Genomic DNA, 22,890 nt, shown 5'->3' with positions numbered 1-22,890 from the left:
GCTATCTGGCGCAGGCGACCTTCCCGTCACACCGGAAAACCGGGCGACAGCCGCAACCCGCCGACCTCCAGTCCCCGCCAGTTCTTCATCGGATCGGTCAACAGCCTGCCGACGACCGGATGGTTTTCATCAAGCACACCCAGATGAACCAGAAGCGCCGTAATCGCCGCCTCGGAGGCACGGGTGCCGCCATCCTCGATCTTGACGGCGACGCCGAGTTTCTTTTCCGGGATGATTGCGATGAACACGGCCTCCGCGCCGGTCTTGACCGCCACCCTGCCATTCATGGCCCGCATCAACTCGGTACAAGCGCGCCCTTCCCCGGCGACGAGCTCCGGATGGGCGGTCATCGCTTCAACCAGCCGCCCCATGCCCCGGCCCCGGGCGTTGTTCGCTGGCTGCGCGAAGGCGGCCATGCTCCGCGCAAGCCCGGTAATCGAACAGGCGAAGTTGGGCGCAGAACAACCGTCGATCCCGACACCTGCCGGTTCCTCACCAGTCACCTCAGCCGTCGCTTGCCGGATCGCTTGCTGCAACGGGTGATCGACCTCGACATATTCCGGCCCGGCCTTGGCGTGGCGGGTCCATGTCAGAAACCCGGCATGCTTGCCGGAGCAGTTATTGTGCATCTGGCTCGGCGCGTGATCCGAACAGGTCAGCCGCTTCGCCTCTGCCTTGTCCCAGGGCTTATGGCATCCACAGCGCAGATCGTCGTCGCCCAACCCAAGCCCATGCAGCCAAGTGCCGACCTTTTCGACATGCAGCGCCGCGCCATTATGCGATGCGCAGGACAGCGCCAACCGTTCCGGTGTCAGACCGGCGGCATCCGCTGCACCGGATTCCAGAAGCGGCAGCGCCTGCACCATTTTGCAGGAGGAGCGCGGAAAAATGACCGCCGCCGGATCACCCCAGGCGGCTACTATATCGCGTCCATCATGGATCACGGCATGCCCGCGATGCACCCCTTCACGCAACCCTCCGCGCCAGAGTTCGATCATTTCTTCCGCAGGCATGTGTTCGCCTCCTCTCTCTAAACTGACAAATGCGCGATTTTCTGCCAATTGGGGTTTTTTCGCGCCATCATTTGGCGCTATCTTGTCAACGAAGAGAATTGAAGGCCACAGGCACATCAAGAAAGCTTTGGCAGGAGGCAGAACATGACCAGGAATATTTTGCGCGGCGCTGCCGCCATTCTGGCAGTCACGGCGGGTCTCGCCGGTGCTGCACAGTCTCAGGAATCCACCAATGTCGTCACGACCGAGGGTGACTGGACGGTTTTCGCGGGCAGCGATCCCCGCGAATGCTGGGCGGTTTCCCCGCCGAAATCGACCGTGAACACCAAAGACGGGCAGCGGGTCGAGGTGCAGCGCGGCGATATCCGCCTCTATGTCGCCTATCGTCCGGGCGCAGCGGGTGAGGTCAGCTTCACCGGCGGCTACCCGTTCCGTCCCGGCTCGACCGTCGATGTGAATGTGGGCGGGCAGGAGTTCGATCTGTTCACCGAAGGCGAAAACGCCTGGACCGGGTCTTCCGCCGAAGATGCCCGCCTGATCGCCGCTCTGCGTGCCGGGGCCGAAGCAGTCATCACCGGCATGTCGTCGCGCGGAACCCAGACGGTCGACACGTTCAGCCTGTCGGGCATCACCGCTGCGACAAACGCCGCAAAGGCCGAGTGTCAGTAAGATCTGCTGAACCGGGGGCTGCGCGCCCCCGGACCCTGCGGGATATTTCAGCCAGGATGAAGCGCCTGCCTTGAATGGCGGGCCGTTTTTCATTACATCTGCGGCCTTCCAGGGGAATCTGCTGTTATGACCGCACCGATCACGCAAGACGTGTTGACCATCCCGCGCAAGCTGCCTGATACGGGGCGGATGAATATCGTCGGGCTGACCCGCGATCAGCTTCGCGACGCCTTGATCGCCGCCGGCACGCCGGAGCGGCAGGCAAAGATGCGCGTCGGTCAAATCTGGCAGTGGATCTATTACTGGGGCGTGCGCGATTTCTCGGTGATGACCAATCTGGCGAAGGATTACCGCGCCGCACTCGCAGAGAAGTTTGAGATTGCGCTGCCGGAGGTGGTGACACGTCAAATCTCGGAAGACGGGACGCGGAAATACCTGCTGCGTATCGCTGGCGGCCATGAGGTTGAGGCGGTCTATATTCCCGAGGAGGGGCGCGGCACACTTTGCGTGTCGTCCCAGGTTGGCTGCACACTGACCTGTTCATTCTGCCATACGGGCACGCAGAAGCTGGTCCGCAACCTGACCCCGGGTGAAATCGTCGGTCAGCTTATGCTGGTGCGCGACGATCTGGACGAATGGCCGGAGCAAGGCAAACCCAAGGACGAAACCCGGCTGGTCAGCAATGTCGTGCTGATGGGCATGGGCGAGCCGCTTTATAATTTCGCCGCCGTGCGCGATGCGATGCGGGTCGTCATGGATGGCGAAGGCCTGTCGATGAGCCGCCGCCGGATCACGCTGTCGACCTCTGGCGTGGTCCCGGAGATCGCCAAGACCGCCGAGGAGATCGGCTGCCAGCTTGCCATCAGCTTCCACGCCACCACGGACGAGGTTCGCGACAGGCTTGTACCGATCAACAAGAAATGGAACATCGCCACGCTGCTGGACGCGCTGCGGGACTATCCCCGGCTCAGCAATTCGGAGCGGATCACCTTCGAATATGTCATGCTGGACGGCGTCAACGACAGTGACGAGGACGCCCGCCGGCTCGTCAAGCTGATCCGTGGCATACCGGCCAAGATCAACCTGATCCCGTTCAACGAATGGCCCGGTGCCCCCTATCAGCGGTCAAGCTGGGAGCGGATCGAGGCGTTTGCCGACATCATCTACAAGGCCGGTTACGCCAGCCCGATCCGGACGCCGCGTGGCGAGGACATCATGGCAGCCTGCGGCCAGTTGAAATCCGCGACCGAACGGGGCCGGAAATCCCGTGCGCAGGTGGCGGCGGAAACCTCGGAAGCTACGGCGCAGCCTATCTGAAACAGGCATCGCGCCCATCATTCGCGATTGTCGCAGCACCATCCGCGATGGCGCGCGAGCGGCTGGTGGCGCTGCGCGTATCGCGGGTTTTTGGCGATGGCAGCACCGCCGCCAGCCTTGCGGCCTGAATCGTGTTCAACTTCTCGGGTGTCGTTCCGAAGTGATATTGCGCAGCGGCGTGGATACCAAAGACCCCCGGCCCGAACTCCGCCACATTCAGATAAACTTCCAGAATGCGGCGCTTTGACCAGATCGCTTCGACCAGCGGGGTCATGACCGCCTCAAGGCTCTTTCGGGTCCAGCTTCGCTCCTGCCAGAGATAGACATTCTTCACCGTCTGCTGGCTGAGGGTCGACGCCCCGCCACTGCGACCGGACGCGATCACACGGCGGATCTCATCCATGTCGAAACCCCAGTGATTGCAGAAATTCGCATCCTCTGCCGCCACGGTCGAACGCAGCATCACCGGCGATATCTTCTCAATCGGTGTCCAGCGACGCTCCACGATCGGATAGTCGCGCGCGTTTACAATGATGGTCCGGGTGGTCGGCGGATTGAAAATGGCAAAGACAAGCACCAGCAGGAACGCCACCAACAGCGCCCGCAAGGCAAGCCAGCGCAACCAGCGGAACGCCCAACCCACGGGCGAGAAACGGCGCGAGGGCTGGACGAGATCATCGCCCCGAAAACTGTCTGTCTGATCGGGAGGAGTTTGGCGGCGCATGCTCGCGAAATGTCACGCCCGCGCCGCCTGCGTCAAGACATCAGGCTGTTTCGGAAGACGCTGCATTCTCCGGAACCAGCGGCGCCTGAGAGCCAGCCAGCGCCGCCCGCAGCTTGTCTTCGTCCTCTTTCGAAAGCGAGGTCTGAATGACGCGACCGCCCTTGTGGAAATCGGAAATCCGATCCAGCACCTTGTCGCCCGTCATTTCCCGAACCAGAAGGAACACGGCGGAACCACCGGGCGTCACCTTGTTGCCGATTTCGCGCATGAAATCGTCATTGATCCCATAGTCGCTCAGGTAGCCAGCCAGCGCGCCGGACCCCGCACCAACAGCCGCGCCAACCAGCGGGTTCAGAAACAGCAGCCCGACAAAGGTGCCCCAGAACGTACCGCCAAGCGCACCGGCGGCGGTCAGGTTCAGGGTCTGGTGCAGCTGGATATCATTCGCCTCTGGCCGGGTCACAACCACGGCGTCTTCAAGCTTGATCAGATATTCCGCCTGCAGCTTGACCAGTTCGGCACGCAGCTCGAAGCCAGATGCCTCATCGTCGAAAGCGATCACGAGAAGATCGGACATGGTGTATCCCTTCAGTTTGATATTTTATACGATGGTGAGTGACGGGCCGATAAGGCCTTTTGTCAACTGTGGTTAAAAACGAACCCGACTTGGTAAAAATGCAGACCGAAGGGTCCGTGGTCTGAAAGTTAGCATAAGAATAAGCAGGAGGACAGGATGGATCTTGGGATCAGGGGGCGGCGCGCACTGGTCTGCGCCGCATCGAAAGGGCTCGGTCGTGGATGTGCCGAAGCCCTCGCAGCCGAGGGCGTGGATCTGGTCATCAATGCCCGGGGGGAGGACGCGCTGCACGACACCGCCAAAGACCTTTCCGACAGATTTGGCATAAGCGTAACGCCGGTCGCCGCGGATATTACGACCCCGGACGGTCAGGCTGCGGTCCTGAAGGCCGCCGGAGATATTGATATTCTGGTCACCAATGCCGGGGGACCGCCGCCGGGGCATTGGCGGGACTGGTCGCGGGATGATTTCATCAAGGCGCTCGACGCCAATCTGCTGTCGGCGGTTGCCCTGATGCAGGCCACGGTTCCGCATATGATCGAACAGGGCTGGGGTCGCGTTGTGAACATCACCTCCGCAGCCGTGCGATCTCCGATTGCCGTGCTCGGCCTGTCCAACACCGCCCGCACCGGGCTGACGGGCTTCGTCGCCGGAATGTCGCGCGACGTGGCCAAACACGGTGTTGTCGTCAATAATTTGCTGCCGGGGATCCACGACACTGACCGCGCAGACAGCCTCGACACTGGTGTCGCCAAGGCGGAAGGCATCAGCTTTGACGAGGCGCGCGCGCGCCGGAAATCCGGCATTCCCGTCGGAGATTACGGTCGGGCCAGCGATTTCGGCGCGGCTTGCGCGTTCCTCTGCAGCGAGCATTCGCGTTTTATCATCGGGCAGAACATCACCCTCGACGGCGGGGCGCTGAACGCGACGCTTTGATCGGCCTGTCCGCTTTCGTGATTATGTAGGGACGGCGCGATTCACCACGCCCCCCTCCCATCTTAAGTGTCGGGGTGGGGCATCAATACGCCCCATCCTTGAATACACTCTTGGATTGTATCCACATTTGTTTCAAACCTGCTGAAAGTTAGTTGAACCGGGCTGATCTACCCCGCATTGTGGTCCCGAAACTCTGGATTTCAGCGGTTTCTTGCTGGTTTTATTCGTTATCGAATTAAACCGAGTCCCCTCTCGCTAGTTTGTCTGTTTGTGTGCAGAAATGCGACGGTAATATGGGAATTGAAAAGGTTTAATCACCTTTAGGTTGCATAAATTTTGGATTAATGGCAACTGATGTCAGTTAAGGGCAGAAGGGACGACAAGATGAAGATAATGACCGTATTCGGAACCCGTCCTGAAGCGATCAAGATGGCCCCAGTCGCGCAGGCCCTGACAAATGACGAGCGTTTCGACGGCGTAATTTGCGTAACGGGCCAGCATCGCGAGATGCTCGATCAGGTCACGACATTGTTCGGCCTCAAGCCCGCCCATGACCTGAATGTTATGCGCTCGGGGCAGGATCTCTACGGCGTTACCGCATCCATTCTTGGCGGCCTGAAGCCGGTGCTCGAACAGGAAAAGCCGGATATGGTGCTGGTTCACGGCGACACCGCGACAACGCTTGCAGCAACGCTCGCCTCTTACTACGCGCGTATCCCGGTCGGACATGTCGAGGCCGGATTGCGGACCGGCAATATGTATTCCCCCTGGCCCGAAGAGGGGAACCGCCGCGTCACCGGCGCATTGGCAACCCTTCATTTCGCACCCACGGACACCTCCCGGCAGGCCTTGCTGCGGGAAAACATCAGCGATGATTCGATTATTGTCACCGGAAATACGGTCATCGATGCATTGATGCAGGTCGTCGACATTTTAAACAATGATACCGCACTGAAACGCGATATCGAAACGCGGTTCGATTTCCTTCATTCCGACCGCCGCCTCGTACTGGTCACAGGCCATCGCCGAGAAAGCTTTGGCGGCGGGTTTGAGCGAATTTGCACAGCACTCGGTCAGATTGCGGAGCGGTTTGGGGATGTAGATATCGTATATCCCATGCATCTAAACCCCAATGTCCGCGAGCCGGTCACGCGGCTTCTGGGCAAGCACGGCAATATCCACCTGATCGAACCGCAAGATTATCTTCCCTTCGTCTGGCTGATGAACCGCGCCGACATAATCATCACCGATTCCGGCGGAATTCAGGAAGAAGCCCCGTCCCTCGGCAAGCCCGTGCTCGTCATGCGGGACACCACCGAAAGGCCAGAGGCTCTCGCCGCCGGCACTGTTCGTCTGGTCGGTACGGAGGTCGAAAAAATCACCGATTGGACGACACGCCTTCTGACTGACGAGGCCGCCTATCGGGAAATGAGCTTTGCCCACAATCCTTATGGCGACGGGCAGGCAACATCACGAATATTGGACGCACTTTCAGAATACGGAAAGAACAGCAGAATATGACATTTGATCGGATTTGCATTGTTGGACTTGGCTATATCGGTTTGCCGACCGCAGCACTTTTCGCGCTGCGTGGCATTGATGTCGTTGGCCTCGACATCAACACCGACGCGGTCGAACGGATCAATCGCGGCGAAACCCATATTGTAGAGCCGGGGCTGGACGACGCCGTCCGCCGCTCGGTTCGCAATGGAACGCTGCGCGCCACGACCGAGCCGGAACCGGCCGATGCATTTCTGATCGCGGTCCCGACACCGTTCTTGAGCAACCGCAACGCGAAGCTGCCCGATCTGAGCTATGTGGAGGCCGCGGCACGTAGCATCGCGCCGGTCCTGAAGGCGGGCGATCTGGTGATTTTGGAATCGACCAGCCCCGTCGGCGCAACGGAACAGATGGCGGAATGGCTCGCCTCGGAACGCCCCGATCTCAGCTTTCCCCAGACCCACGGCGAGGACTCCGATATTCGCGTCGTGCACTGCCCCGAACGGATCCTTCCCGGTCATGCGCTGCGCGAACTGGTCACAAATGATCGCGTCATCGGCGGCATGACCCGCGCCTGCGCCGCCGCCGCTCGCGATCTTTATCGCTGCGTGGTGGAAGGTGAGTGCATCGAAACCGATGCGCGCACCGCCGAAATGGCCAAGCTGACAGAAAACAGTTTCCGCGACGTGAATATCGCCTTTGCGAATGAGCTTTCCGTCATTTGCAGCAAGCTCGGCATCAATGTGTGGGAGCTTATCCGGCTGACCAACCGCCATCCGCGGGTGAACATTCTTCAACCCGGTCCCGGCGTTGGCGGTCACTGCATCGCCGTGGATCCGTGGTTCATCGTCGCCCAGGCACCCGAAGAGGCGAAACTCATCCGGGCCGCGCGCGAAACCAATGACAGCAAACCCGAGTGGGTGCTCGACAAGATCCGTGACGCCGTTGCGGAAAAACCGGACTCGGCCAAAATCTCCTGCTTCGGCCTCGCCTTCAAACCCGACATCGACGATCTGCGAGAAAGCCCCGCCCTCGAAATCGTATCAAGACTGGTGCAGGAATATCCGGGCCGCGTGTCAGTCGTCGAGCCGCATATCGAAGAACTGCCGCCCTGCCTGAATGGCAGCGCAGCGCTGGTTCCGATCCGGGAGGCAATCGACGCGGAGATATGCGTCATGCTGGTCGATCATAGCCACTTCCGGAACAGTCCGCCGCCGAACGGCCAAAATACAACCGTGATCGACACACGCGGCGTCTGGCTGAGATAGAGCGCCCACGTCCGCCGCCCACCTCCACCTGCGAATGCCGCTGCACCAGCGGCATTTGCGGAACTCGCTGCGCACTTTCGATATATTTACGCTCAGGTCTCATACCCCGACTATCCGTCGGCGCGTCGCTTGGCCCTGACTAATTTTGCGAAGGGCGGCAGCACCTTTCATCGGGCGATCATCGTTCACCAGTCATGACGGGTTATTTCAGCTACCACATCAACTGTTCCACTATCGCACGACAAGCTCGGCATGCAGCGCGCCAGCCGCATTGATGGCCTGAAGAATATCGATCAGGTCCCGCGGCGATACGCCAAGCGCATTCAGCCCCTGAACAAGGCCCGACAAGGACGAGCTTTCATCGAGCTCAGCAAAGCCAATCCCCTCCTCCTCGATAATCTCCGCCGTTCCGTCCGTTACAACAACGGTCTCCCCGTCGCTGAACGGGCTCGGCTGCGACACCAAGGGCGTATCCTTGACACGCAGGGTCAGGTTCCCCTGCGAAATCGCCACGCGCGACACGCGTACATCAGCGCCCATGACAATGGTCCCGGACCGATGATCAACAACGACGCGTGCCTTTTGTTCGGTCCGTATCATCAGGTTCTCGATCCGGCTCATCAGCTTCGCCGGATTCACATTTTCGATCGCGGAAAGATCCAGCACAACCGTCCCGGGATCCATCATTTCGGCCAGGCGACCCAGACCCGCATCGTTTACGGCACGCTCAATCCTTGATGCGGTCGTGAAATCCGGTTGCTTCAGCGCCAGACGAATATTCCGTAACGTCGAAAAATCAAATGCCACCTCCCGCTCGACACGCGCGCCGGCCGGAATCGAACCCGCGGTCGGAACACCCTGCACGACAGATGCACCAGCCGTCTCCGCCGCAGCGCCACCGGCTATGACGGCACCCTGAGCAACGGCGTAGACATCCCCGTCAGCGGCACTTAACGGCGTCATGATAAGCGTGCCGCCCATAAGACTGCTTGCGTCGCCTATCGCCGAAACCGTGACATCTATCTGGCCACCGGCGCGCGCAAAGGGTGGAAGTACGGCGGTAACCATGACGGCGGCGACGTTTCTCGGGCGGAACTGATCCGACCCGACATTCACGCCAAGCCGTTCGAGCAGCGTGACCATCATGTCTTCGGTATAGGGCGCGTTGCGAAGGCTGTCGCCGGTGCCGCCAAGCCCAACCACCAGCCCATAACCGACGAGGTCGTTCCCGCGCACACCGTCGAACAGCACAATATCCTTGAGCCTGATCGTGGACCCAAAACCGCCCGAAACGGCGGTCATCCATATAAGGAATGCAACAAGGACGCGTATCATAGATATCGCGCCAGGCTAAGCTGCGACAGGCGCGCCGTCATTGCATACACTGCGGCCAGTTGCGCCTCCGCCTGTACGAGCTGGCTTCCTGCCTCATAAGAATCTCTGCCGACAAGATCCGTCCTTTGGATTTTCAGCGTCGTCTGCATCGCTTTTAACCGGACCGACGCCTGCTCGATGGACTGTTGGGTTTCACCCAGATCGGCCCGAAGGCCACCCACCTTCGAATGCCCGGTCAGCAGCGCCTCACCACCCGCCTGAAGAAGGCGCGTCTGATCGCCGTGACTGCCCGAAAATGCGCCGCGAGAGACCAGGGCGCCGAGCGTCAAGCCAAACAGCACTTCCCGGACCGCCGGGTCTGCAGCCGTCTGGGCAAACCGAACCTCCGTAGCCGGGCCGACCCTGAAGGCCGCCTGCGCATCAACCGAACCCTGATAGGCGTGATCGACAAACCCGCCATCGCCTTGCGAGCGCGAGAACCATGACCGAAGCACCTGCACCGCTTCCTCCGCCGTTCCCGCCCCGGAAATGACCTGCTCCGCTTGCGAGAGCAGCTTCTCGGCACTCACAACAGGCGGAATATTGACTTTGGTTCCCGAAAACGGGAACTGACCGGCCACTTCCGCATTTAGTGCGCCGATAGCCGCGCGCAGACCACCGGATGCATTTCGCGCCAGAATATGCTGACCCTCCGCCGACAAAAGCGTATCTGCGGCAAGCATCTTTGTGCTCATCTCACCGGAGATATCCTGCAGACGGCCCAAAGAGCTTTGCATCGCACTGGCCCTGGTCCCGGCTTCGGTCGCGACCTGCTGGAATATCGTCGCCTCACGGATGCCCCGCTCAATCTCGGAGAGCGCAAACAGATTGCCGCCAAGATGCCTCGCCGTATCAGTCGCCCGGCCCGTCGCGACCTCGTTCGACAGCCGTTTAACCTCGCCCCGCAGCGATGCGTTCGCGCTGCGCATCGACATTGCCCGTGAAAGGTCACTTATTGAAGAAAGCCACATATCTAGATCCTGAGGATTGTTTCCAGCATTTCGTTTACGGTCTGGATGACCTTCGCATTTGCAGCATAAGCCTTCTCCAGTTGCAGCAGGATTTCCATTTCCCGGTCGCTATCGACCCCCGCCGCCGATTGCAGGGAATCGTAAAGCGTATCGCGGATGGCCGCGTCATGCGTCTGCCGGGTTTCAGACGACAAACGGGAAGATGAAATATCCGAGACGAGCGCCGCAGAGAGGCCGTGCAGACTACCGTGCGTTTCCGCAGCGGCCGCCGATATGGATGGCCTTATAGTGCTCATCGCCTTTGACAGTGCGGACAGAACCGTTGCATCGCCCACGTCGCCCGGCACCGATGCATATATTCCATCCCTCAGGCGCTCCAGATTTCCGCCGCTGGATGGCAGGACGGCGCTGTTCACGCGAATACGCGACGAAAGCCCCGTTATTTTCGCCGGATCGACGGCTGTGCCGGCATCGGTAAACAGGCCCGGATCTCCCCGGGCGATACTGGCATCGACGGATTTATCGGCGAAGCGCGCATAGACCTCATATGCCAGTTCATCAACCGAACGCTGCGCAGCGACGGCATCCTCATCGCGGAGCTTGAACAATTCCGTCAGCGAGCCGCCCGCCAGCAGCGAAGTGCCGGCATCCGCGACTGGTTCACCGTCGATGAACAGTCGTCCCGCGCCCTGTGCGCTTTCAACCATGTCCGCGGTGAATCGACCCGATGGCTGGAACTCCAGCTTGGCCGGGGTTTTCCCGTCCAGAAGAACAGCGCCTTCTTTCGAAAACAGTGCCAGCCTTCCGTTCGGCCGCTTCACCTCTCGCAACGGCACGATTTCGGAGATCTGGTTGATGACACCCTGCCGGGCGTCCTCCAGCGAGGAAGCATCCCGACCGTTGGCGTTTTCGACGATGATCTGGCGGTTAAGCTTTGCGACCTCATTCAACCCTTTTTGAAGTTGATCAACCTGTGTGCCGATCATCCGGTCGGCATCGGCCCTTTTCCGTTGAATTGTATCGCTGATCGACCTGAACTTCCCGGCGAGCTTGTCCGCAGCCTCGACGGCCTTGCCAAGCCGCAGATCGCTGTCGGGGCGGCTCGCAGCCGACGCCAGAGCGGTTTCCAGAGAAATCATCACATCTGACAGCGATCCCGCCTCGTGCGGAAGGCCAATTGTCTTTTCCAGTGAACCGTAAAACTCGCTCGAAACCATCGCTCGCGCGAGATCGGCGCTGGCAATGCGGTATTCCGAAAGCACGGCGCTGGACACGGCGCGACTGATGCCATCGACATGCACGCCGCCGCCATTCCCTGACATTATGCGTGGCGATAACTCCAGCGCTCGCCTCGAATAGCCCGGCGTCAGTGCGTTGGCGAGATTTGTCGAGACAACCTCGGTTCCGCGTGCGACGGCGGCGAGGCCGCTTGCGGCGTTGTTCAGTGCATTTGCAATGCTCATGGCGGATCAGCCTTAGCGTTTGATATTGGTGGTTTCCTGCAACATTTCGTCGACAGTCTGGATCACCTTGGCGTTCGACGAATAGGCACGCTGGGTCTGGATCAGATCGGTCAGTTCCGCCGCAACATCCGTGGTCGACCCCTCACGCGCATATCCGACAACCGCGCCCGTCGGCCCATCACCGGCATCCCACAGGAAGAACGATCCGGAATCCGGTGAGACCTGATAGGTCTGGTTGTTGAGCGAGATCAGCCCATTGGGATTGGGCACATCAACCAGCGGGATCTGGTAGATCGTCCGAATGAAGCCGGTATCGTAGGTGGCACGAATATAACCATGTTCATCAACCTCAATGGCTGTGAGGTTGCCGACCGGAGAGCCGTCCTTGGAAATATTCGTCGGCGCAAAATTGTCGCCAAGCTGGGTCAGTCCGTTGGGGTCTCCCAGTTTCCCGATCGTCACCGTCATCTTGTCGCCGGGGTAGTCCGCGGTTTTGCCGACGGTCAGGTCAAGCGTGCCGGTTTGCGGGTCGTAGGCCGAATGTGGCTGGCCGGATTCCTCCAGCACCTGCGCAAGCGTGCCGCCCCTGGTCTGATCGTTCGCAAAGATCAGCTTCAATGTGGCGATGACGCTTTCATCCTCCGCCGTGGCAGGATCGTCCGCGGTTGCAGAATCGCGCAGCGCCATCGTCCATGTATTCGACATGCCGCTTGCCTGCGAGGTCGTCGGCGTGAAGCTGACGCTCAGCGCCTCCGACGTGCCGAGATTGCCGTAATATTCCACCTTTGACGTCAGCGCATCGGTAATGCCCCCCGCCTCCGTCCGGGTGGCGGGCAGGTTGATGCCAAGCGCCATCTTCGTCGTCGGGTCGCCCGCCGTCTGGTTGGCATTGATGACGACCGGCTCCAGACCGCCCATCGTATCACGCGGCATCAACGGGATCGTACCGTCCGCATTGGCGGGCCAGCCCAGCAGGACGAGGCCGGATTCGGTGCGCAGAACGCCGTCATCGTCGGTCCTGAACGACCCGGTTCGCGTCATCATCATCGGCTGGTCACCAAACTGATTGCCGAGCGAGACGGACGGAATAACGGGCAACATGCCCCGACCGGAAATCGCGAGGTCCGTCGGGTTGGAGGAGGGGACCAACGTGCCGCGCTGGTCGATCAGCCGCGTGGTCGACGCGCGCACCCCGCCTGCGGAATACACCCCGGCATTTCGGGACTGATTGATCACCATTCCTTCGAAATCCGAGATCACCCGCTTATATCCGAATGTTCCGGAATTGGAGATATTGTCCGAAATGGAGGCGAGGCGCGTCGCGTTGGCGGCAAGCCCAGCGACACCGGCATTCAGCGATGACGAGATCGACATTTCTGTTTTCCTTTGCGTAAGTCGTTTCCGTGGAATCTGTCAAAGATGGTTTAAGATCGCGCTAACCCGCCGCGCAGGCGGTCCTTCATTTCAGTAAAATCACTTCCAGCAGGTCATTTTCGGCAGAGTCTGCATTGTCTGCATTGTTGCGACGATCCGCATAGCCGGTGACGCGCTGTATATGCCTCGGCGGGAAACCACCTTCTTGCAGCAATTGTCGCACAACATCCGCGCGCCCCGTCGACAGCGCCCATTCGGGGGATCCGGCCAGCGCGGCAGGATAGGATCGGACATGGCCCGCGATTGCGATCCCGTTTCCTGCGCGTGCGATCACCCTTGAGATTACCCTCAGCAGCGGCCTGAGAACCGGCGCCGGTTCTGTTGAATCGGCAAAGAACAGCGGTGCGTCGGACAGATCCCTCAGCTCCAGCACCACCCCTTCATCGGTCACCCGCGTGACGACATGGCGCATCAGGTTCTTCATTTGCATCGATTCTGCACCAATGCCTGCAAGATCCGCCTCAACCCGATCCCGCAGGTTTTCGAGGCCATCCGCCGATTGATCGACCTCAGCTGGATTTCCCTGACCATCACCGGCGGCTCCGCCATCCCCCCCGGACCCGGACACCACCCGCACCAGGGTCGGGCTGAAATACTCGGCCAGCCCCTCTCGCTGCTTTTCGGATGTGGCATTCAGCAGCCACATCAGCAGAAAGAAGGCCATCATCGCGGTCACGAAATCTGCATAGGCGACCTTCCACGCCCCGCCATGATGACCCCCTTCGTCAGAGATCACTACTCTTTTCAGAATGATAGGCTTGTCCTGCGGCATTCGACCCAACCCAGATCCGGTTCACTCGGTCCGAAAATGCGCCATTTTGCTGACAAACCAAGTTAATGGCTAAAATGCCGCGCATTCTTCTGATCGGGCGCAGCGTTTCCATCATTGGCGCGGGATTGTCAGGCGGCCTGTTTTGCAATGCATAAACCGGAGAACGCAGGACATGACGAAAATGTGACACAAACATATCGTGCGCAAATGCCATAGCTGCGGGGAAAATACCGCGCGGGCTTGAAGCGGCCCACGGCGACTGTATCTTCGGTTCATGATAAGGAACGTCGAATATGATATGGCCACCGGCGAAGGGCTGATTGCCTGCCCCCGCTGCGATGCGCTGCATATTGAGGAAGAGCTGACCGACGGCGAAACCGCGCGCTGCGTTCGCTGCGACGGAATTCTTGCGCGGCCCAAATCCGGCGCGTTTACCCAGATCATTGCACTGGCGATCACCACGATGGTGCTGATGGTCGGCGCGATCTTCTTTCCGTTTCTGGAAATTTCACGGCTGGGCCTCGGGCATGGCACGTCGCTGTTTGGCGTCGCGATGGCATTTTCGGAAGGGTTCATTGCACCGCTGACGGTCGGCCTGTTGGGGGTGATCGTCGCGCTGCCTGCGCTGAGGGCGGCGCTGCTGGTCTATACGCTCTGGCCCCTGGTGCGGGGACGACCGCCCTACGCCCATGCGGTCCGCGCCTTTCGGTTGTCCGAACAGCTTAAACCGTGGTCAATGGCCGAGATTTTCATCATCGGCACAGCCATCGCAATGGTGAAGGTCGGCGGGCTGGCAACGATCAGCTTCGGCCCCGCCTTCTGGGCGTTCTGCGCCCTGATCTTCGTCAGCCTCGCCAATCGCAGCTTCATGTGCTCCACAACGATCTGGGACGCAATCGAGGATGCCGGGATGCACACTGACGGGCGCGAAAGGGTCGAAGCCGCATGAATTCCGCGCGCCCCGCAACGGCACAAACGGAGACCCCGGAAGATGATGCCCCGGTTCTGACGGCGCATCGTGCCGGTCTGCTGGGATGCCGCAGCTGTGGCCGGGTCTGGCCCGAAGATCAGAAGACCTGCAACCGCTGTGAAGCCCCGCTGACGCCGCCCGACCGGCGCGGGCTGAGCGCGGTCTGGGCCTGGCTGCTAGCTGGCATGATCTGCTACATCCCCGCGAATATCATGCCGATGATGACCACAAGGTCGCTTGGCGGCTTCGGCGGCGGCGGTGACGCGACGATCATCGGTGGCGTGCTGCAACTTATTCACCACGGCGATCTTTTCATCGCGGCTGTGGTCTTTGTCGCCTCCGTCATGGTGCCGATCGGAAAATTCATCGCGATCATCTGGCTTGCCCTGATCGCGGGCAAGCCCGCCACGGAACAGAACGCCCATACGCGGCTGCATATCTACGAAATTGTCGAGTTCATCGGTCGCTGGTCCATGATCGACGTTTTCGTCGTCGCGATCCTCTCGGCACTGGTGCAGCTTGGCTTTGTCGTGTCGATCAAGCCCGGCCCCGCAGCCGCCTCCTTCGCACTATCGGTTGCATTTACCATGCTGGCAGCGCAAAGCTTCGATCCGCGCCTGATCTGGCGTGGCCTGCCGCTTCACCGTCGGAAAGTTGATGAATGAGTGACAATACCCCGCTTCGTCCCGCCCATCCGGCGCGTCGCACGGCTGCGCGCGCGGCGCGGGCCGGGTTTTCGCTGGTCTGGCTGGTGCCGATCCTGGCGCTGGCAGTGACGCTGGGCCTGGCATGGAACGCCTATACCGGGCGTGGCGAGGTCATTACGGTCACCTTCCGCGACGCCACCGGCATCACGCCGGGCGATACCACACTGAAATTCCGCGAAATCACCGTCGGCGAGGTCGAGGCGGTCGCCTTCACCCGCGACCTGCGCAATGTCGAAGTTCAGATACGGGTGGAGCCAGAGGTCGCGCCCTATCTGGATGCTGAGGCGGAGTTCTGGATTGTCCGGCCCATCGTGTCCGCACAGGGGATTTCCCGCCTCGATACGGTTCTGTCGGGTGTCTTTATCGAAGGTTTCTGGGACGCCGAGCAGGGACCGCCGCAAAAGGAATTTGTCGGCCTCGACCGCCCCACACTTGCGCGGCTGTCTGGCGAAGGGACATGGGTAACGCTGTCCTCCCCCGGCGCGAAAGGCCTGTCCGAGGGGGCGCCGGTCACCTTCCGCGGGCTGGAGGTCGGGCGGATGCAGAACCTGCACCTCTCCGACGAAGACGAATCGATCCTTGCCGATGTGTTTATCGAGGCGCCGCATGACCAGCGACTGACCACCTCGACCGTGTTCTGGGACACGTCTGGGTTTTCGGTTTCACTGGGGTCGCGCGGTCTCAGCCTCAATGTCGATTCGCTTTCGAAGCTGGTGCAGGGCGGCGTGGCGTTCTCCAATATGTCCTCCGGCGGCCAGCCGGTTCAATCGGGCCATGTCTACCGACTGCAACCGGATGAAGAAACGGCGAGAAACAGCCTCTTCGGCTCCGGCGACGACGATCTGCGCCTGACCATGCTGGCCGATAGCGGGGTCTCGGGCCTCTCTGCCGAGGCGGATGTGACCTATGAAGGGCTGACCATCGGCCGGGTCACCGAAATCGGGATCGACGTCGATGAAACTCGCCCGCCCGAAGAACAGGTGATGCAGCGGATCACCTTCGTCATCGCGCCTGACCAGCTTGGCGTCCCCGCCGATTCCACGGAAGAGGAAGCGCTGAATTTACTTGCCGAGCGGGTGAAGAACGGGCTTCGGGCGCGGATCACATCGGCGGGTTTCCTTGGCACCTCGATGGTCGTCGATCTGGTCAGCCAGCGCTCTGCCACGCCTGCCGAGCTTGATCTTGCCGCCGAACCTTATCCCATCATTCCCTCGCTTCCGCCCGAAATATCAGATCTTAGCGCATCGGCTGAGGGGATGATGACCCGCATCGGTGAGTTGAATATCGAAGAACTGCTGCAATCCGCGACGAATATGATGGATTCGATCACCCAGATTGCCGCCTCGCCCGATACCCGCGCCGTCCCGGAAGCACTTCGCCAGACCCTTGACGAGACGCGCGTCGCCGCCGCAGAGATCCGTGACATCGCCGAGCAATTCGCCGAGGCGGAGACCGCTGCCAGCATTTCCCGAATGCTGGATGAGGCGTCGGAAGCCTTCGACGCGGTTGAAGTTGCCGCCGCCGAAATGCCAGAGATGGTCGAGCAGATGGATGCCGCGGCAGAGGCGATCGAGGAATTCGGCTTCGCCGAAATTTCAGCGCAGGCAGAGGGGATCCTTGCGGATCTGCGTGTGATGCTGGGCAGCGAAGATGCCGAGCAATTGCCGCGCAACCTGTCCGACACGCTCGAAGCCGCCTCCGGCCTGCTGAACGATCTTCGCGATGGCGACGCGGCAGGCAGCCTGAACGCGACACTCGATTCCGCGCGCGTCGCGGCGGATGAGATTGCGCAGGCCGCGCAGGAACTGCCGGAACTGGCCGACCGCCTCGAACGGCTGGCCGCGCGGGCGGAGCTGGTCATCGCCTCCTACGGTGAAAACGGCGCGTTCAACAATGAGGCCCGCACAATGATCCGTGAACTGAGCCGCGCAGCCTCGGCTTTCGGATCGCTCGCGCGCACGATAGAACGCAATCCAAGAGCCTTTATTCTGGGACGGTAGATTATATGCAACGATTTCCACTCAGCCTTGCTGCGGTAACCCTGACCGGACTCGCCGCCTGCGGTGACGGCACGGATGTGCAGCGCTATATCATCGACCCGCCAACCTCGACGCAGCTTTCCGGCGACCAGCTTGGCGCGGCGGAGCTGAAGGAAGTGTCACTGCCCGATTACGCCGCCTCGGACGAGATCGCGTGGCAGACCGAAACCGGGGAGATCCTGCAAAGCAGCAAGATCCTCTGGGCCGATCAGCCGGTGCGCGCCTTCACCGTGACGCTGGCCCGCGCCGTGTCGGAAATCTCCGGCTCCTCCGTCATCCCCGAACCCTGGCCACTCGCCTCGCCGCCGCAGAACCGCATCGATGTTCGGGTTGAAAAAGCACTGGCCGCGAATGACGGTTATTTCCGGCTGGAGGGGCGGTATTTCGTATCGGCGGAAGGCGGGGCGGGCTCTCACCACACGCGCGCTTTCGACATCGCTGTCCCGATCGAGGATGACACGCCGGGCTCCATCGCCGATGCCGCATCCGTCGCGATCACGCTTCTGGCCGAACAGATCGCAACGCTTGGCGGGCCGGGAACGACCATTGTCGCAACCACACCCGGCACCGGCGGCGATCCGTTTGCCGATTTGCCGCCGCTGTTCTGATCAGCTCCGGGGCAGGCGGTTCAGACGTTCCATAATCTGCGGATGAAGCGCCTCTCCGGCGATGATAAGCCCGTCGATCCGTGGCACCGGATTGTTGAACCGCATCTCCGCCCCGTGCATATCGGTCACCGTCGCGCCAGCACGTTCAGCGATCAGGCTGCCAGCCGCGATATCCCATTCCCACGCCCCACGCAGCGAAATGGTCGCGTCGAAGCGGCCGTCGGCGATCAGACATAGACGCCACGCAAGCGATGGCCGGAAGCTGCGCTTGAAATTCGGCGGCTGTCGGCCCTTCCAGAAATGCGGCTCCAACGTGGCCTTGTTGGTCAGCACATCCGCGCGTGCGAGTAATCGGGCCTTGCTTGGCGAAATGGCGGCACCGTTCAGCGTCGCCGGACCATCCGCCGACGCGGCGTAGGTCAGGCCAAGTTCCGGCAGATGCACCACCCCGGCCACGATCCTGTCGCCGCGCGAAATCGCCAGCGAATGCGAAAAGCCCTGCTGTCCGTCGATAAAGGCACGGGTGCCGTCAATCGGGTCGATGATGAAACAATGCGCCGCGTCGAGCCGGGTGGAATCGTCGGCGCTTTCCTCCGACAACCAGCCATAATCCGGTCGCGCGGTCATGAGCCGCTGATGAAGGTGATCGTTCACGGCCAGATCGGCCTCTGTCACCGGGCCTTCATTGCTGCCCTTTTCCCAGACTTCCGGCTGCTGCCGCCAGTATTGGCGCGCAATCTCGCCCGCCTCCTGCGCGGCCTCCAGAAGAAGCTCAAGATCATGCGCCGGCAACAGTCATCCCCTCGACCAGAAGGCTGGGCACACGGACGGATCGCCAGTCACGCGCATCATTCGCCGGTATCAGCCGCAGCAGCATGTCACGCAGATTTCCCGCGATGGTGCATTCGTTGACCGGGTGGCTGATCTGTCCGTTCTCGATCCAGAAACCCGCCGCACCGCGCGAGTAATCGCCCGTCGTCGGATTGATCGTCGCCCCAAGAAGCGAGGTCACCAGCAATCCGCGCCCCATCTGCGAAATCAGGTCATCGCGACTGACCGATCCCTCCGTCATGACGATATTTGAACTGCCAGGCTGCGGCCCGCCGGTCAGCCCGCGCACCGCGCTCGCCGTGCTTTGCAGCCCCAGTTTCCGCGCCGTGGCAAGATCGAGGGTCCAGCCGCGCAGCGCCCCGTCAGCCACGATATCCCGCGCGGTCGTCGGCAACCCTTCCGCATCGAACATCCGCGACGCGGACATGCGCGGCAGATGCGGGTCCTCGCGCAGCGTGATCCCTGTCGGCAAGACCTGCATATCCATTGCATCGCGCAACCAGCTGGAGCCGCGAACAATATTGGTGCCGTTCACCGCCGACAGAAGATGACCGATCAGACCCGACGAAATCCGTTCGTCGTAGAGGATGGGGAATGATCCCGTCGGCGGCTTTCGCGCACCCGTGCGATCAACCGCGCGCTGACCGGCAAGCTGGCCGATGTCTTCCGGCGACGGCATATCCTCGGCCCAGATCCTGCCCTCGCCTGCATGATCCCGCTCCATCCCGGTGCCTGCGCCGCTGATCGCGGTACAACTGATCGCATTCTGGCTGCGCCGATGCCCGCCCTCGAAGCCGTTGCTGAGGGCAAGCCAGGTTTCGCGCTGCGAATAGCTGGCACTTGCGGATTCAACCGTGCTGACTCCGCTGACAGCAAGCGCCGCGGCCTCGGCCCGCAAGGCAAGGTCCTGCAGCGTCGCCGGGTCGGGCTCCGCACCCGGATCGAAAAGCGCAAGCCCGCTGGCATCGCGATGCGTCGCAAGCTGATCCAGATCGGCAAGCCCAAGGCTGTCATCCACAGGTGCAGCCTGCGCCATCGCAACCGCCCGGCGTGCCATCGTGTCGATGCTGTCCTGACTGTGATCCGCCGCCGAGACGCTTGCCTGACGCCCGCCGATCATCACACGCAGCCCGATTTCGATCCCTGCCGCCCGCTCTGCATGTTCCAGCTTTCCGGCGCGGACATCGATCCCGGTTGCGGTCGCGCTGACCACAAGCGCCTCCGCCTCGTCAGCGCCGGCGTCGCGCGCGGCTTTTAACATGGCATGAGTCAAATCCTGAAGCATGGCAGACCTGTAGTGACCATCACGGGGCGATGGAAGAGGAAACCCGCATTTCAGCGCGGAGACAACCCGATAATAGAACGGGCCGCCCGCTTTCGACGGACGGCCCGGACAAAAATCGAGGATCGGGTTATTTGACCCGCTGACCGTTGGCGAGGATCTCACCACTTTCGCGGAATTCGATCTCGGAAGTCATGACATTCGCATCCGACGGGTCCTGCTTGACGAACATCGCCATCATCATCCGCATGCCCATCATCTGATCCTGCGGCACCATCCCGGCAGAGACCAGCGTGTCGAGCAGCGCATTAAGGCCCTCAACACGGCCCGAGATGATACCGACCGGGGTTGGCATCGGGCCACCCTCGGGCAGTTCAATATCCCCGGTCAGGCCGAGATTCACACCAACCGCCGACAGGTCGACATTGTTGATTTTCAGCGAGTTCAGGCTCATCGGCGCTTCCATCGCCTGCATCATCGCTTCGTTGTCCATCAGGTTGATGGCGACCGTCATCTGACCGTCGAGGTCGATATTCAGTGCCGCCGCATCACGCGGAAGCGCGGCTTGCGGATCGAACATCGCCCAGACTTCGTCAGACAGTTCTAATCCATCAAGCGCAAAATCGAAGCTGAAATCCTGCGGCTCCGGGTCGGCAGCCATCGGGAACATGACATCGAATTCGCTGCTGGTCGCGCTGTACCCGACCGCCAGCATCTCGTCGGGAATGTTCAGCTCAGCCGTGATCATGCCCGACGTGCCGCCATAGCCCATGTTTCCGGCGTCCATGTTGAACTGAGCGTTCAGGTTTTCCGAACTGGCCGCAGCAGAGCCCTGCTGGGTTTCGCCGTCCGGTTCCGTGGAAGAAAAGTCGAGCGCGAAGTCCATCTTCTCGATGGTCGAATCGCCGCGAAGCTTCAGGCCCGCAATCATTGCCTCGGAAAAATCCGCGCCCAAGGTGGTTCCGGCGGGCAATTCGGTTTCCGACGTGAACTCCATCCCGGCCATCGTGAACTGGCCGATCGCGCTTCCCTCTTCCTCGTCAATATTGATATCGACAACCATTTCGGCGGCGCTGCCCGTCTGAGCAACCCGGGTCATATCGGCGGTTTCCACCCGGTCGGAGCCGCGCATGTCGGTGATGGTTACGCTGGCCGGGTTTTCGATGGTTCTGCCATCCGGATCAACAATGCTGTCCACGGTGACCGAAACTTCCGGCATGACATAGCCAAAGACGGTCGCCTCGCCCTCTTCGCTGATGACGAGTTCCTCACCCGGCGTCTTGACGGAGAAATTGACCGTGATCGTTTTCGTCTCGGGAGCGGCTTCCGCTGTATCCGGCGCCGCCATGTCCTCCGACGCGGCATCGTCACCGGCGGCGGTGTCCTCCTCCGTCATCGTGTCGATATCCTCGGCGGGCATGGGCATGTCATCTTCGCCCAAGGCATCGTAGTCCGGTGATGCGGGCACGATCATGGTCATGGTGCCTGCGGACTGATCCGGCAGATCGACGGTTACGGTGTTATCGCCATTCGCGGTCAGAACGACTTCACCGACATTCCAGTCCATCTCCGAATCCGGGGCTTCCATGCTGATGACCACATCGCGCACGGTCAGCGCATCGGCAGCCTCAACCATCTCGCCGCCTTCGACGACCAGACCCATACGCTCGTAATAATTGCTGATCTCTTCCCAAACCGACTGAGGGGTGACTTCCGCCATCAGGGGTGTCGTTGAGAAAATTACGCCAAGCGCAGTCGCAGCAGTCAGTCGGGTCATATCATTCACCTTGTCAGAGAATCCGAATTTTCAATTCCATAGCTAACGCATAGCGCGGCTGAGGGATGCAGCATGATCGTACAAAATTCTGTCAACAATGTAACGACACCAACAATTGATGAGCCCGCGAAGGCCAACGCGCTGAGCGACAGGTGCACAGCGCGCGTCGCCGTCAGCGACGATGTCAGCCGGTCCCGATCACCTGATGGCGATCAGGCCCATGATCCGCTGAAACCGATCAGGCGTAGACCGCTTCCTTGCCGAAATGCTTGGTCAGCACATAATAGACCACGGCGCGATATTTGTTGCGATTGCCGCTGCCGTAATCATCCATAACCTTCTTGATCGCCTCCATCAGCTCCGGCCCGTCGGCGCAGCCAAGTTTGTTGATAAGAAAGTTATTCTTCACCCGCTCCAGCTCTGCATTGTCGCTGGCCGCCACGGTCTCCGCGTCAGCGTTGTAGATCGACGGCCCGCAGCCAATCGTCACCTTGGTCAGAAGATCCATATCGGGCTGGATGCCGAGCTTTTCTTTCATATCCTCGGCGTATTTTGCGATAAGTTCGTCGCGCTTGCTCATGGTACATTCCCTCGTTAGCGGCGATTAATCATTATCAATCCCTGCCCGACCCTAGAGCGATGAATCCTATCGGTAAAG

Annotated in this window: 22 protein-coding genes; 9 read left to right on the top strand and 13 right to left on the bottom strand. The window is 60.8% G+C overall.

The genetic code is table 11. The features are described from left to right. Positions 1-26 precede the first annotated feature (26 nt). A complete protein-coding gene (locus PAF12_RS14210; protein ID WP_271107660.1) occupies positions 27-1,013 on the bottom strand; it encodes an asparaginase in 987 nt (328 codons plus the stop codon). Positions 1,014-1,157: 144 nt separating this feature from the next. Between PAF12_RS14210 and PAF12_RS14205 the strand changes: the two genes are divergently transcribed. Next, positions 1,158-1,682, top strand: a complete 525-nt coding sequence (locus PAF12_RS14205; protein ID WP_271107659.1) for an invasion associated locus B family protein — start codon at positions 1,158-1,160, stop codon at positions 1,680-1,682. A 126-nt stretch (positions 1,683-1,808) separates the two neighbouring features. Further along, entirely contained in the window at positions 1,809-2,999 is a 1,191-nt protein-coding gene (gene rlmN / locus PAF12_RS14200; protein WP_271107658.1) for a 23S rRNA (adenine(2503)-C(2))-methyltransferase RlmN, read from the top strand. Here rlmN and mtgA read toward each other — a convergent pair. Together mtgA and PAF12_RS14190 are read right to left on the bottom strand one after the other, a co-directional pair. Then, positions 2,992-3,723, bottom strand: a complete 732-nt coding sequence (gene mtgA, locus PAF12_RS14195) for a monofunctional biosynthetic peptidoglycan transglycosylase (protein WP_271107657.1) — start codon at positions 3,721-3,723, stop codon at positions 2,992-2,994. The two genes, rlmN and mtgA, sit on opposite strands and share 8 nt — an antisense overlap. A gap of 40 nt (positions 3,724-3,763) precedes the next feature. After that, entirely contained in the window at positions 3,764-4,300 is a 537-nt protein-coding gene (locus PAF12_RS14190; RefSeq protein ID WP_271107656.1) for a DUF1269 domain-containing protein, read from the bottom strand. 156 nt (positions 4,301-4,456) lie between these two features. On the opposite strand from PAF12_RS14190, the gene PAF12_RS14185 reads away from it, so the two are divergent. From PAF12_RS14185 to wecC, 3 genes are all read left to right on the top strand, one after another. Further along, the gene (locus PAF12_RS14185) at positions 4,457-5,236 is read left to right on the top strand and encodes an SDR family oxidoreductase (protein WP_271107655.1); all 780 of its coding nucleotides are present in this window, start codon (positions 4,457-4,459) and stop codon (positions 5,234-5,236) included. Between the two features lie 384 nt (positions 5,237-5,620). Further along, positions 5,621-6,757: a non-hydrolyzing UDP-N-acetylglucosamine 2-epimerase gene (gene wecB / locus PAF12_RS14180; protein WP_271107654.1), complete on the top strand. Its 1,137-nt coding sequence runs from the start codon at positions 5,621-5,623 to the stop codon at positions 6,755-6,757. Continuing rightward, complete coding sequence (gene wecC / locus PAF12_RS14175; protein ID WP_271107653.1) at positions 6,754-8,004, top strand: UDP-N-acetyl-D-mannosamine dehydrogenase; 1,251 nt, start codon at positions 6,754-6,756, stop codon at positions 8,002-8,004. The genes wecB and wecC overlap by 4 nt, the downstream gene beginning before the upstream one ends. A gap of 231 nt (positions 8,005-8,235) precedes the next feature. On the opposite strand, the gene PAF12_RS14170 is transcribed toward wecC, so the two are convergent. The 6 genes from PAF12_RS14170 to PAF12_RS14145 form a co-directional block, all read right to left on the bottom strand. Continuing rightward, positions 8,236-9,306 carry a flagellar basal body P-ring protein FlgI gene (locus PAF12_RS14170; RefSeq protein ID WP_271107651.1) on the bottom strand — a complete coding sequence of 357 codons (1,071 nt, stop codon included), beginning with the start codon at positions 9,304-9,306 and terminating at the stop codon, positions 8,236-8,238. Positions 9,307-9,335: 29 nt separating this feature from the next. Next, positions 9,336-10,313 carry a flagellin gene (locus PAF12_RS14165; RefSeq protein ID WP_271107650.1) on the bottom strand — a complete coding sequence of 326 codons (978 nt, stop codon included), beginning with the start codon at positions 10,311-10,313 and terminating at the stop codon, positions 9,336-9,338. A gap of 38 nt (positions 10,314-10,351) precedes the next feature. After that, entirely contained in the window at positions 10,352-11,812 is a 1,461-nt protein-coding gene (flgK, locus tag PAF12_RS14160) for a flagellar hook-associated protein FlgK (RefSeq protein WP_271107648.1), read from the bottom strand. A gap of 12 nt (positions 11,813-11,824) precedes the next feature. Continuing rightward, positions 11,825-13,186, bottom strand: coding sequence for a flagellar hook protein FlgE (locus tag PAF12_RS14155; protein ID WP_271107645.1), 1,362 nt, complete (start codon positions 13,184-13,186; stop codon positions 11,825-11,827). Between the two features lie 85 nt (positions 13,187-13,271). After that, positions 13,272-14,018, bottom strand: a complete 747-nt coding sequence (locus PAF12_RS14150) for a flagellar motor protein MotB (protein ID WP_271107643.1) — start codon at positions 14,016-14,018, stop codon at positions 13,272-13,274. Beyond that, entirely contained in the window at positions 13,972-14,232 is a 261-nt protein-coding gene (locus tag PAF12_RS14145; RefSeq protein ID WP_271107642.1) for a hypothetical protein, read from the bottom strand. Before PAF12_RS14145 ends, PAF12_RS14150 begins: the two co-directional genes overlap by 47 nt. A 60-nt stretch (positions 14,233-14,292) precedes the next feature. On the opposite strand from PAF12_RS14145, the gene PAF12_RS14140 reads away from it, so the two are divergent. From PAF12_RS14140 to PAF12_RS14125, 4 genes are read left to right on the top strand one after another with little or no spacing between them, the layout of a single operon-like run. Further along, a complete protein-coding gene (locus PAF12_RS14140; RefSeq protein ID WP_271107641.1) occupies positions 14,293-14,967 on the top strand; it encodes a paraquat-inducible protein A in 675 nt (224 codons plus the stop codon). Next, the gene (locus tag PAF12_RS14135) at positions 14,964-15,653 is read left to right on the top strand and encodes a paraquat-inducible protein A (RefSeq protein WP_271107640.1); all 690 of its coding nucleotides are present in this window, start codon (positions 14,964-14,966) and stop codon (positions 15,651-15,653) included. The genes PAF12_RS14140 and PAF12_RS14135 overlap by 4 nt, the downstream gene beginning before the upstream one ends. Continuing rightward, complete coding sequence (locus PAF12_RS14130) at positions 15,650-17,695, top strand: MlaD family protein (protein WP_271107639.1); 2,046 nt, start codon at positions 15,650-15,652, stop codon at positions 17,693-17,695. Before PAF12_RS14135 ends, PAF12_RS14130 begins: the two co-directional genes overlap by 4 nt. Positions 17,696-17,700: 5 nt before the next feature. Beyond that, positions 17,701-18,342, top strand: coding sequence for a membrane integrity-associated transporter subunit PqiC (locus tag PAF12_RS14125; protein WP_271107637.1), 642 nt, complete (start codon positions 17,701-17,703; stop codon positions 18,340-18,342). On the opposite strand, the gene PAF12_RS14120 is transcribed toward PAF12_RS14125, so the two are convergent. The 4 genes from PAF12_RS14120 to PAF12_RS14105 form a co-directional block, all read right to left on the bottom strand. After that, positions 18,343-19,134 (bottom strand): 3'(2'),5'-bisphosphate nucleotidase CysQ, encoded by a 792-nt coding sequence (locus tag PAF12_RS14120; protein WP_271107636.1) that lies wholly within the window; start codon positions 19,132-19,134, stop codon positions 18,343-18,345. Next, positions 19,121-20,434 carry a TldD/PmbA family protein gene (locus PAF12_RS14115; RefSeq protein ID WP_271107635.1) on the bottom strand — a complete coding sequence of 438 codons (1,314 nt, stop codon included), beginning with the start codon at positions 20,432-20,434 and terminating at the stop codon, positions 19,121-19,123. Before PAF12_RS14115 ends, PAF12_RS14120 begins: the two co-directional genes overlap by 14 nt. 151 nt (positions 20,435-20,585) lie before the next feature. Next, positions 20,586-22,232: a DUF2125 domain-containing protein gene (locus tag PAF12_RS14110; protein WP_271107634.1), complete on the bottom strand. Its 1,647-nt coding sequence runs from the start codon at positions 22,230-22,232 to the stop codon at positions 20,586-20,588. 238 nt (positions 22,233-22,470) lie between these two features. Beyond that, complete coding sequence (locus PAF12_RS14105; protein ID WP_271107633.1) at positions 22,471-22,812, bottom strand: DUF2853 family protein; 342 nt, start codon at positions 22,810-22,812, stop codon at positions 22,471-22,473. Positions 22,813-22,890 lie beyond the last annotated feature (78 nt).

The organism is Paracoccus sp. SCSIO 75233 (assembly GCF_027912675.1).
Lineage (GTDB): Bacteria > Pseudomonadota > Alphaproteobacteria > Rhodobacterales > Rhodobacteraceae > Paracoccus.
The sequence above is the reverse complement of the archived record's forward strand: the minus strand, read 5'-3'. Positions and strand labels throughout refer to the sequence as shown.

Excerpts from the sequence above, each read along its gene's own strand:
- PAF12_RS14210 (WP_271107660.1), bottom strand. The coding sequence starts at position 1,013 with ATGCCTGCGGAAGAAATGATCGAACTCTGGCGCGGAGGGTTGCGTGAA.
- PAF12_RS14205 (WP_271107659.1), top strand. The coding sequence starts at position 1,158 with ATGACCAGGAATATTTTGCGCGGCGCTGCCGCCATTCTGGCAGTCACG.
- rlmN (WP_271107658.1), top strand. The coding sequence starts at position 1,809 with ATGACCGCACCGATCACGCAAGACGTGTTGACCATCCCGCGCAAGCTG.
- mtgA (WP_271107657.1), bottom strand. The coding sequence starts at position 3,723 with ATGCGCCGCCAAACTCCTCCCGATCAGACAGACAGTTTTCGGGGCGAT.
- PAF12_RS14190 (WP_271107656.1), bottom strand. The coding sequence starts at position 4,300 with ATGTCCGATCTTCTCGTGATCGCTTTCGACGATGAGGCATCTGGCTTC.
- PAF12_RS14185 (WP_271107655.1), top strand. The coding sequence starts at position 4,457 with ATGGATCTTGGGATCAGGGGGCGGCGCGCACTGGTCTGCGCCGCATCG.
- wecB (WP_271107654.1), top strand. The coding sequence starts at position 5,621 with ATGAAGATAATGACCGTATTCGGAACCCGTCCTGAAGCGATCAAGATG.
- wecC (WP_271107653.1), top strand. The coding sequence starts at position 6,754 with ATGACATTTGATCGGATTTGCATTGTTGGACTTGGCTATATCGGTTTG.
- PAF12_RS14170 (WP_271107651.1), bottom strand. The coding sequence starts at position 9,306 with ATGACCGCCGTTTCGGGCGGTTTTGGGTCCACGATCAGGCTCAAGGAT.
- PAF12_RS14165 (WP_271107650.1), bottom strand. The coding sequence starts at position 10,313 with ATGTCGATGCGCAGCGCGAACGCATCGCTGCGGGGCGAGGTTAAACGG.
- flgK (WP_271107648.1), bottom strand. The coding sequence starts at position 11,812 with ATGAGCATTGCAAATGCACTGAACAACGCCGCAAGCGGCCTCGCCGCC.
- PAF12_RS14155 (WP_271107645.1), bottom strand. The coding sequence starts at position 13,186 with ATGTCGATCTCGTCATCGCTGAATGCCGGTGTCGCTGGGCTTGCCGCC.
- PAF12_RS14150 (WP_271107643.1), bottom strand. The coding sequence starts at position 14,018 with ATGCCGCAGGACAAGCCTATCATTCTGAAAAGAGTAGTGATCTCTGAC.
- PAF12_RS14145 (WP_271107642.1), bottom strand. The coding sequence starts at position 14,232 with ATGGCATTTGCGCACGATATGTTTGTGTCACATTTTCGTCATGTCCTG.
- PAF12_RS14140 (WP_271107641.1), top strand. The coding sequence starts at position 14,293 with ATGATAAGGAACGTCGAATATGATATGGCCACCGGCGAAGGGCTGATT.
- PAF12_RS14135 (WP_271107640.1), top strand. The coding sequence starts at position 14,964 with ATGAATTCCGCGCGCCCCGCAACGGCACAAACGGAGACCCCGGAAGAT.
- PAF12_RS14130 (WP_271107639.1), top strand. The coding sequence starts at position 15,650 with ATGAGTGACAATACCCCGCTTCGTCCCGCCCATCCGGCGCGTCGCACG.
- PAF12_RS14125 (WP_271107637.1), top strand. The coding sequence starts at position 17,701 with ATGCAACGATTTCCACTCAGCCTTGCTGCGGTAACCCTGACCGGACTC.
- PAF12_RS14115 (WP_271107635.1), bottom strand. The coding sequence starts at position 20,434 with ATGTTAAAAGCCGCGCGCGACGCCGGCGCTGACGAGGCGGAGGCGCTT.
- PAF12_RS14110 (WP_271107634.1), bottom strand. The coding sequence starts at position 22,232 with ATGACCCGACTGACTGCTGCGACTGCGCTTGGCGTAATTTTCTCAACG.
- PAF12_RS14105 (WP_271107633.1), bottom strand. The coding sequence starts at position 22,812 with ATGAGCAAGCGCGACGAACTTATCGCAAAATACGCCGAGGATATGAAA.